Genomic DNA, 8,988 nt, shown 5'->3' with positions numbered 1-8,988 from the left:
TTCGAGCGACTTGTTGACCCAAGGGTGCACGATCGCCTCGCCATCCTTCATGCCCAGCGTCGACAGCACCTTTTCGAGCCTTTCCGAGCCGAAGATCCGCATCAGGTCGTCTTCGAGGCTGAGGAAAAACGCCGAGCGGCCCGGGTCGCCCTGACGGCCGGAACGGCCGCGCAGCTGGTTGTCGATGCGGCGGCTTTCGTGGCGTTCGGTGGCAAGGACGAACAGGCCGCCGGCGGCTTTCACCGCCTCTTCGGCGGTCTTGTGTTCCTCTTCGATCCGCGACCGCATCGCGGCGTGGTCGCCCTCGGGGTCGGCGGCAATGGCCTCGAGCACCGAGAATTCGACATTGCCGCCCAGCTTGATGTCGGTGCCGCGCCCGGCCATGTTGGTGGCGATGGTCACCGCGCCCAGCTTGCCGGCATCGGCGACGATCTGCGCCTCCTGCTCGTGCTGGCGGGCGTTCAGCACGTTGTGCTTGACCCCGGCCTTGGTCAGCAGGTCGCTGAGGAACTCGGACTTCTCGATCGAGGTGGTGCCGACCAGGATCGGCTGGCCCTTGGCATGAGCTTCCTTGATGGTCTCGACGATGGCGGCGTATTTCTCGGTGGCGGTGCGATAGACCGCGTCGTCCTCGTCGATACGGGCGATCGGGCGGTTGGTCGGCACTTCGACCACGCCCAGACCATAGATTTCGTCAAACTCCTCGGCCTCGGTCAGCGCCGTGCCGGTCATGCCGCTGAGTTTCTCGTAAAGGCGGAAATAGTTCTGGAAGGTCACCTGCGCCAGGGTCACGTTCTCGGGCTGGATCTGGCAGTTTTCCTTGGCCTCGATGGCCTGGTGCAGCCCTTCGGACAGGCGGCGGCCGACCATCATGCGGCCGGTGAATTCGTCGATCAGCACCACCTGGCCGTCGCGCACGATGTAATCCTTGTCACGGGTGAACATCTTGTGCGCCCGCAGACCCTGGTTCACGTGATGAACGATGGTGGTGCTTTCGGGATCATAACGCGACTGCTCGTCGGGCAGCAGGCCGCGCGCCTTGAGCAGGGTTTCGAGAAAATCGTTGCCCTCGTCGGTATAGGTCACCTGGCGGCTTTTCTCGTCGATGCTGTAATGCTCTTCGGCCAGCTCGGGGATCAGCGCGTCGATCGCGTTGTAAAGCTCGGTGCGGTCCTCGGAGGGGCCGGAGATGATCAACGGGGTGCGCGCCTCGTCGATGAGGATCGAGTCGACCTCGTCGACGATGGCGAAATAGTGCTTGCGCTGGCACATCTCGCGCAGATCGCCCTTCATGTTGTCGCGCAGATAGTCAAAGCCCAGCTCGTTGTTGGTGGCATAGGTGATGTCGCAGGCATAGGCGGCGCGCTTTTCCTCTGTCGCCTGCTGCGGGTAGACGACGCCGGTGCTCATTCCCAGCGCGGCATAGACCTTGCCCATCCATTCGGCGTCGCGGCGCGCCAGGTAATCGTTGACGGTGACGATGTGCACGCCCTTGCCGGTCAGCGCGTTGAGATAGGCCGGGAAGGTCGCCACCAGGGTCTTGCCCTCGCCGGTTTTCATTTCCGAGATATTGCCCTGATGCAGGAAGATCCCGCCCATCAGCTGGGTGTCGAAGGCGCGCAGGCCAAGGGCGCGCAGGGCCGCCTCGCGGCAGTTGGCAAAGGCCTCGGGCAGAAGGTCATCGAGGCTTTCGCCCCCCTTGGCGCGCTCGGACAGCTCGGCGGTCTTGGCCTTGATCTCGTCATCCGAAAGCTTGCGGAAGTCTTCTTCCAGCGCGTTGACCCTGTCGATGATGGGGCGGGTTGCCTTGATCTTGCGGTCGTTCGGTGTTCCGAACACCTTTTTGGCAATTTTTCCGAGACCCAGCATCTGTTTTTGTCCTTCGTTGACACAATCGTGCGAGGCATCGGCTTGCCCGTTCCGCGCCCTGCTCATACAAACGTGGAAATGGCCAGCCCGCCTGCGCCTCAGAGCGATGTAAGGGGCCGCTGTAACAGTGTCAACGCCGCCAGCCAGCGCGGCACGAACCAAGGACCAAACAATGCCGAAACACCTCAATATTCTCTGTTCTGTTGCAGTTGCCGCGCTGTTCTGCGGGCCTGTCGCAGCCCAGACCGCGCCCTCGACCATGGCTGGGACCGAGGCCGGCGCCGCGACCGTTGTGGTCACGATCAACGGCGAGGAAATCACCCTCGGCCACTTGATCGCGATGCGCGAATCCCTGCCCCAGCAGTACCAGAACCTGCCCGACGAGGTGCTGTTCAACGGTCTTCTGGAACAGGCTGTTCAGCAGGCGCTGCTGTCGCAATCCCTGACCGGGGCAGAGCCCGCCCGCATCGGCATCGCGCTGTCCAACGAACATCGCATGCTGCGCGCCGGCGAGGCCATCAACCGGGTGCTGGACGCCGGTGTTGACGCGGCCGAGCTGCGCGCCGCCTATGACGCGAAATACGGCGAGACCTATGTCGGGCCGCAGGAATTCAACGCCGCGCACATTCTTGTCGAAACCCTGGAAGAGGCCGTGGCCGTGCGCCAGATGATCCTCGATGGTGCGGATTTTGCCGAGACCGCCAAGGAAAAATCCACCGGTCCGTCGGGGCCGGGCGGCGGGGCGCTGGGGTGGTTCGGCGAAGGCGCCATGGTGCCGGCCTTCGAAGAGGCGGTGATGGCGCTTCAGCCCGGAGAGCTGTCGCCGCCGGTCAAGACCCGGTTCGGCTTTCACGTCATCAAGCTGAACGAGATCCGCATGCAACCCGCGCCGGCACTGGAGCAGGTGCAGGAGGAATTGTCCGCCGAACTGAAGCAGATGACCGTCGACGCACGGATCGCCGAACTGACCGAAAGCGCCACGATCGACCGCAGCGGCGCCGCAGCGCTTGACCCGGCAATCCTGAAACAGACCGATCTTCTGGACCCCAGCGGCGAAGGAAACTGATCATGGCGAAGATCACCCATGTCTCTCCGCTGGCTCCGGCCGGGTTCCCGGACCTGCCCGTGATCGCCGGCGCCGAATTCTCCGCCCTGGCGGCCGGCGTCAAATACCAGGGCCGCAAGGACGTGACGCTGATGCGGCTGGCGCCGGGCAGCACCGTCGCCGGCGTCTTCACCAGATCGGCGACCCGCTCGGCCAACGTGCTCGACTGCCAGGCCAAGATCGGCGCCGACAGCGACGCGGGCGCCGCCTTCATCGTCAACTCGGGCAATTCCAACGCCTTCACGGGCCGCGCCGGCGAAGGCTCGGTCGCGGCGATCTGCGACGCGGTGGCCGAGGCCACCGGGCTGCCGGCGGCGCGGGTCTTCACCTCGTCGACCGGGGTCATCGGCGAACGCCTGCCGCATGAACGGATCACCGCCAAGGTGAACGATCTTGTCGCGGCGCTGTCGCCGGCGGCGCTTGACGACGCCGCTCAGGCGATCATGACCACCGACACTTTCGCCAAGGGCGCCACCGCCGAGGTCGTGATCGACGGGCAGCCGGTGAAGATCGCCGGTATCGCCAAGGGCTCGGGCATGATCGCGCCCGACATGGCGACGATGCTGGTCTATATCTTCACCGACGCCGTGATCGCGCGCGGCGCCTTGCAGGCCATGCTGTCGGAGCTGACCGACCTGACCTTCAACAACATCACCGTCGACAGCGATACCTCGACCTCGGACACGCTGCTGATGGCGGCCACCGGCGCCAGCGGCGTCGCGGTGACGCAGGACTCCGGTACCTTCCGCGAGGCCCTGCACGGGGTGATGCTGGATCTGGCGCATCAGGTGGTGCGCGACGGCGAAGGGGCGACCAAGTTCGTCGAGGTCGCCGTGACCGGCGCCGCCAGCGATGCCGATGCCCGCACCCACGCGCTGGCGATTGCCAATTCGCCGCTGGTCAAGACCGCCGTCGCCGGCGAAGACCCGAACTGGGGCCGGGTGGTGGCGGCCATCGGCAAGTCCGGCGCGGCGGCGGATCGCGACCTCCTGAGCATCCGTTTCGGCGACGTGCTGGTGGCCGAAAAGGGCTGGGTCGCAGAAAGCTACCGCGAAGAGGACGGCGCTGCATATATGAAGAACCCCGAACTGGTGATCGGTGTCGACCTGGGTCTGGGCGACGGCGCCGCACAGGTCTGGACCTGCGACTTGACCCATGGCTACATCACCATCAACGCGGATTACCGGTCGTGAGCAAGGTGCTTCTGGTCTCGGCGGTGGCGCTGATCGACGTCGACGGAAGGGTGCTGCTGGCGCAGCGCCCCGAGGGCAAGTCCATGGCCGGGCTCTGGGAATTTCCCGGCGGCAAGGTCGAGCCCGGCGAAACTCCCGAGGCGGCGCTGATCCGCGAGCTGCACGAAGAACTGGGCATCGACACCTGGGCCAGCTGCCTTGCACCGCTGAGTTTTGCCTCGCACAGCTACGAGGACTTCCACCTGTTGATGCCGCTGTTTGCCTGCCGCAAATGGCAGGGCACGCCGCAGGCACAGGAAAACCAGGCGCTGAAATGGGTGCGTCCGGCGCAGCTGCGCGACTTTCCGATGCCGCCGGCCGACCTGCCGCTGATCCCGATCCTGCGCGACTGGCTCTGACGGGCGGCGCATCGACGGGCGGCGCATCGTCGTCGCGCCCCCCCAAGAACGCCAAAGGGCCGACGCTTGCGCCGGCCCTTTTCGTTTCCGTCCCGCCCCGGATCAGTCGAGGGTACGGGTGTGTTCTTCGCGCTCGAAAATCTCGATGACGTCCTTGGGGCGGATGTCGTCGTAATTCTCGAAGGCCATGCCGCATTCCTGGCCCGACTGGACCTCGGCCACTTCGTCCTTGAAGCGCTTGAGGGTCTTCAGCGTGCCTTCGTGGATCACCACGTTGTCGCGCAAGAGGCGCACACCGGCCGAGCGGCGGGCCACACCTTCGGTGACCAGACAGCCGGCCACCTTGCCCACGTTCGACACTTTGAACACTTCCTTGATCTCGGCATAGCCAATGAAATTCTCGCGAATTTCCGCCGAGAGCAGACCCGAAGCCGCGGCTTTCACGTCATCCACAAGGTCATAGATCACCGAGTAATAGCGGATCTCGACGCCTTTCTGGTTGGCCGTGCTGCGGGCCGAGGCATTGGCCCGCACGTTGAAGCCGAACACCGGAGCGCCCGAAGCTTCGGCAAGACCGATATCGGTTTCGCTGATCGCGCCGACGCCCGAGTGCAGCACGCGCACGCGCACCTCGTCGTTGCCGATCTTCTCCATCGCCTGAACGATGGCCTCGGCCGAACCCTGAACGTCGGCTTTCACCAGAATCGGCAGCTCGGCGACATTCTGGTCGTCCTTGGCCTTCTGCATCAGCTGTTCCAGCGTCGTCGCGGCACCGGCGGCGGCCCGTTTGTCCTTGGCCGCCTGCTCGCGGTATTCGGCGATCTCGCGGGCCTGGGCCTCGGTTTCGGTGACGTTCAGCACGTCGCCGGCTTCCGGGGTACCGTTGAGGCCAAGCACCTCGACCGGCACCGAGGGTCCGGCTTCGGTGACCCGCTCGCCCTTGTCGTTGATCAGGGCGCGGACCTTGCCGTATTGTTCGCCGACGACGAAGATGTCGCCCTGTTTCAGCGTGCCCTTCTGGATCAGAACCGTGGCCACGGGGCCGCGTCCGACGTCAAGCTGCGCCTCGATCACCGCGCCCTGTGCAGCCCGGTTGGGGTTGGCCTTCAGTTCGAGGATTTCCGATTGCAGCGCGATCGCCTCGAGCAGTTCGTCAAGGCCCTGGCCGGTCACTGCCGACACTTCGACATCCTGCACTTCGCCCGACATCTGCTCCACGATCACCTCGTGCTGCAACAGCTCGGCGCGCACCTTGTTGGGGTCGGCCGCCGGCTTGTCGATCTTGTTGATCGCCACGATCATCGGCACACCGGCCGCCTTGGCGTGGTTGATCGCCTCGATGGTCTGCGGCATCACCGAATCGTCGGCGGCCACAACCAGAACCACGATGTCCGTCACCTGCGCGCCGCGCGAGCGCATCGAGGTAAAGGCCGCGTGACCCGGGGTGTCGAGGAAGCTCAGCGTCACGCCGTCATCGGTCTGCACCTGATAGGCGCCGATATGCTGGGTGATGCCGCCGGCTTCACCGGCCACCACCTTGGCGTCGCGGATCGCATCCAGAAGCGAGGTCTTGCCGTGGTCGACGTGACCCATGATGGTGATCACCGGCGGACGCGGTTCGAGATCGGCTTCGCTATCCTCGATATCGGCGATCACGTCTTCCACGTCGGCATCCGACACGCGCACGACCTTGTGGCCGAATTCCTCGATGATGAGTTCCGCCGTATCGGCGTCGATCGACTGGTTCTGGGTGACCATCATGCCCATTTTCATGAGCTCTTTCACCACGTCGGCGACACGTTCGGCCATGCGGTTGGCCAGCTCCGAGACCACGATGGCCTCGGGCAGCTGAACGTCACGGATCACCTTTTCACGCTCGACGGGGCCGCCCATGGCCTTTTGCCGCGCGCGTTCCTGCTTGCGTTTCATCGCCGCCATCGACTTCTGACGCCGGCCATCGCCCGAAAGCGCCTGATTCAGGGTCAGCTTGCCCGAGCGGCGGCCATCGTCGCGGCCCTTGCCGCGGTTCTGACGCTGTTCACGCTCGTTCTTGCGCGGCGTTTCCGCGGCGGCCGGCTTGCCGGCCGTGGCGCGTGCCGCCGGGGCGTCCGACTTGGGCGAGGCAGCAGCGGCGGCGGCTTCGGCAGCGGCGCGTTTCGCCGCCTCTTCGGATTCGCGCTGCTTGCGCGCCTCGTCATCGGCCTTGGCGCGGGCGCGCTCTTCGGCCTCGCGCTGCTCGCGCTCCTTGGCTTCCTGTTCGGCGCGGCGACGATTGCGTTCCTCTTCGCGCTCTTTCTCGGCGGCTTCGCGAGCGGCAGCCTCTTCGGCCTCGCGCGCCTTGGCCGCACGAAGCGCCTTCATGCGACGTTCAAGCTCGGCATCCGAAATGCCGGCGGGGCGTCGCGAAGGGTCGCCGCCTGCCTTGGCGCCCGAGGCGGCCGACGTCTTGGCGGCACCGGGTTTGGGAACCACAACGCGCTTGCGCTTGGTTTCAACCACGACGTTCTTGGTCCGCCCGTGGCTAAAGCTCTGCTTTACGTTGCCAGGACGTCCACCCGCTCCGCGCAGGCCCAAAGTCTTTTTACCGTCGTTATCGCTCATCTAGCTGTCTTACCCTTCCGAGCGGCCCCTGCCGCTCCAATTTCACGTACGCCTTTTAACCGTTGGGCTTCCTCTACAACACGTTGCGTGAGTCCGCCAGACGCAAGCGCCCCATGTATCACAGTTTGTCGCCCAAAAGCCAAACCCAATTCATCCGCCGTCAGCCAGCCTATGTAATGGCCGAAATGCGGCGTGCTCAGTTTCGATTTTCCCCGCCCCGAACCGTCCGAGGCCTGGATCAGCACCTCGGCATAATCCTTGGACAGCCAGTCCTTGACCTTTTCATATCCGGCCACGGCATGACCCGACTTGCGCGACAGGCTGATCAGGTCGACCACCCGGCGCACGATCTGGCGCTCGACCTCCTCGAGCAGATCCTCGGGCACCTTGACGGGCCGCTTGGCAGCGCGGGCAAAGACCCCCTTGCCCGCCGCCTTCTGAAGCGCCTTGCGATCTGCCGCAACCCACATACCGCGCCCGGGCAGCTTGCCCAGCACGTCCGGCACGACCTGATCGTCCGGCCCCGTCACAAAGCGGATCAGCCCGTGTTTCGGCTGTACCTCGCCCGTGGCGATACACTTGCGCTCGGGACCGTCTTCCCGGTCTTTGGTTCGCCCGCCGCGTCCCATCATGATGCCTCCGAGGCCTGAGATCAGGCCTCGGCCTCCTCGTCAGCGTCGTCCTCTTCGCCTTCCGCTTCCGCTTCGGCCTGAAGCTCCTCGGGGTCAACCCAGCCCAAGAGAATACGGGCCGTCATCACCAGGTCCTGGGCTTCTTCCAGCGACATGTCGAAAGGTTCGAGAATACCGTCGTCCTTGACCCGCTCGCCCTCGACCGTGGTCCAGCCGCCGGCCAGTTCCCAGTCGGCGCAGGTGGCGAAATCCTCGAGGCTCAGCACGCCGTCCTTGGCCAGTGCCTCAATCATCTGGGGTGTCAGGCCGTCGAATGCAAGCAGGCTGTCCTGCACGCCAAGCTCGCGCGCGGCATCCAGAGCCGCCTTGTTCCGGGCGTCGATGACGTCACGGGCGCGGGCCTGAAGCTCGTTGGCGGTGTCCTCGTCGACCCCATCGATGACCAGCAGCTCGTCCAGCTCGACATAGGCGACCTCTTCGAGATTGGTGAAGCCTTCCGACACCAGCAGCTGGGCGAAGAATTCATCGAGATCCAGCGTCTCCATGAACAGCGCGGTGCGCACTTCGAATTCCTTCTGGCGGCGCTCGGATTCCTCGGCCTCGGTCATGATGTCGATGTCAAGCGCGGTCAGCTGCGAGGCCAGTCGCACGTTCTGGCCGCGACGGCCGATGGCCAGCGAAAGCTGTTCATCAGGCACCACGACTTCGATCTTGCCGGCCTCTTCATCCAGAACGACCTTGGTCACTTCCGCCGGTTGCAGCGCGTTGACCAGGAAGGTGGGCTGATCTTCGTTCCACGGGATGATGTCGATCTTTTCGCCCTGCAATTCGTTGACCACGGCCTGCACGCGGCTGCCGCGCATGCCGACGCAGGCACCAACCGGGTCGATCGAACCATCATAGGAGATCACGGCGATCTTGGCGCGCGAACCGGGGTCGCGGGCGACGGCCTTGATCTCGATGATACCATCGTAGATCTCGGGCACTTCCATCTTGAACAGCTCGGCCATGAATTCCGGCGCGGTGCGGCTGAGGAAGATCTGCGGGCCACGGGTCTCGCGGCGCACGTCCTTGACATAGCAGCGCACCCGGTCGTTGGGGCGGTAGCTCTCGCGGCCGATCTTCTCGTTGCGGCGCAGGATCGCCTCGCCGCGGCCGATATCGACGATGATGTTGCCGTATTCCTCGCG

General features: G+C 64.9%; 7 protein-coding genes. 3 read left to right on the top strand and 4 right to left on the bottom strand.

Features of this window, described 5'->3' with window-relative positions; translation table 11 throughout:
- On the bottom strand, positions 1–1,869 hold a 1,869-nt coding region (gene secA, locus ABZD10_RS10805; protein ID WP_372886441.1), incomplete at its 3' end, for a preprotein translocase subunit SecA.
- Positions 1,870–2,041: 172 nt separating this feature from the next.
- On the opposite strand from secA, the gene ABZD10_RS10800 reads away from it, so the two are divergent.
- Genes ABZD10_RS10800 through ABZD10_RS10790 form a run of 3 tightly spaced genes read left to right on the top strand, consistent with a single transcriptional unit; the run spans position 2,042 to position 4,565 of the window.
- Positions 2,042–2,935 (top strand): peptidylprolyl isomerase, encoded by an 894-nt coding sequence (locus tag ABZD10_RS10800; RefSeq protein ID WP_372886439.1) that lies wholly within the window; start codon positions 2,042–2,044, stop codon positions 2,933–2,935.
- Between the two features lie 2 nt (positions 2,936–2,937).
- Positions 2,938–4,167 carry a bifunctional glutamate N-acetyltransferase/amino-acid acetyltransferase ArgJ gene (argJ, locus tag ABZD10_RS10795; RefSeq protein WP_372886438.1) on the top strand — a complete coding sequence of 410 codons (1,230 nt, stop codon included), beginning with the start codon at positions 2,938–2,940 and terminating at the stop codon, positions 4,165–4,167.
- Complete coding sequence (locus ABZD10_RS10790) at positions 4,164–4,565, top strand: (deoxy)nucleoside triphosphate pyrophosphohydrolase (RefSeq protein ID WP_372886437.1); 402 nt, start codon at positions 4,164–4,166, stop codon at positions 4,563–4,565. The genes argJ and ABZD10_RS10790 overlap by 4 nt, the downstream gene beginning before the upstream one ends.
- Before the next feature lie 102 nt (positions 4,566–4,667).
- On the opposite strand, the gene infB is transcribed toward ABZD10_RS10790, so the two are convergent.
- The 3 genes from infB to nusA all read right to left on the bottom strand — a co-directional run.
- Positions 4,668–7,166, bottom strand: coding sequence for a translation initiation factor IF-2 (gene infB, locus ABZD10_RS10785; RefSeq protein ID WP_372886436.1), 2,499 nt, complete (start codon positions 7,164–7,166; stop codon positions 4,668–4,670).
- Positions 7,163–7,795: an RNA-binding protein gene (locus ABZD10_RS10780; protein ID WP_372886443.1), complete on the bottom strand. Its 633-nt coding sequence runs from the start codon at positions 7,793–7,795 to the stop codon at positions 7,163–7,165. The genes infB and ABZD10_RS10780 overlap by 4 nt, the downstream gene beginning before the upstream one ends.
- A gap of 23 nt (positions 7,796–7,818) precedes the next feature.
- The coding region (gene nusA, locus ABZD10_RS10775; protein WP_372886435.1) for a transcription termination factor NusA at positions 7,819–8,988 on the bottom strand (1,170 nt) is incomplete at its 5' end.

This window comes from Shimia sp. (assembly GCF_041624275.1).
Lineage (GTDB): Bacteria > Pseudomonadota > Alphaproteobacteria > Rhodobacterales > Rhodobacteraceae > Shimia.
Note: the sequence above shows the minus strand (reverse complement) of the source record. Positions and strands in the feature narration are given on the sequence as shown.

What these genes read in the sequence shown, in the direction of transcription:
- ABZD10_RS10800 (WP_372886439.1), top strand. Translation starts at nt 2,042, where the DNA reads ATGCCGAAACACCTCAATATTCTCTGTTCTGTTGCAGTTGCCGCGCTG.
- argJ (WP_372886438.1), top strand. Translation starts at nt 2,938, where the DNA reads ATGGCGAAGATCACCCATGTCTCTCCGCTGGCTCCGGCCGGGTTCCCG.
- infB (WP_372886436.1), bottom strand. Translation starts at nt 7,166, where the DNA reads ATGAGCGATAACGACGGTAAAAAGACTTTGGGCCTGCGCGGAGCGGGT.
- ABZD10_RS10780 (WP_372886443.1), bottom strand. Translation starts at nt 7,795, where the DNA reads ATGGGACGCGGCGGGCGAACCAAAGACCGGGAAGACGGTCCCGAGCGC.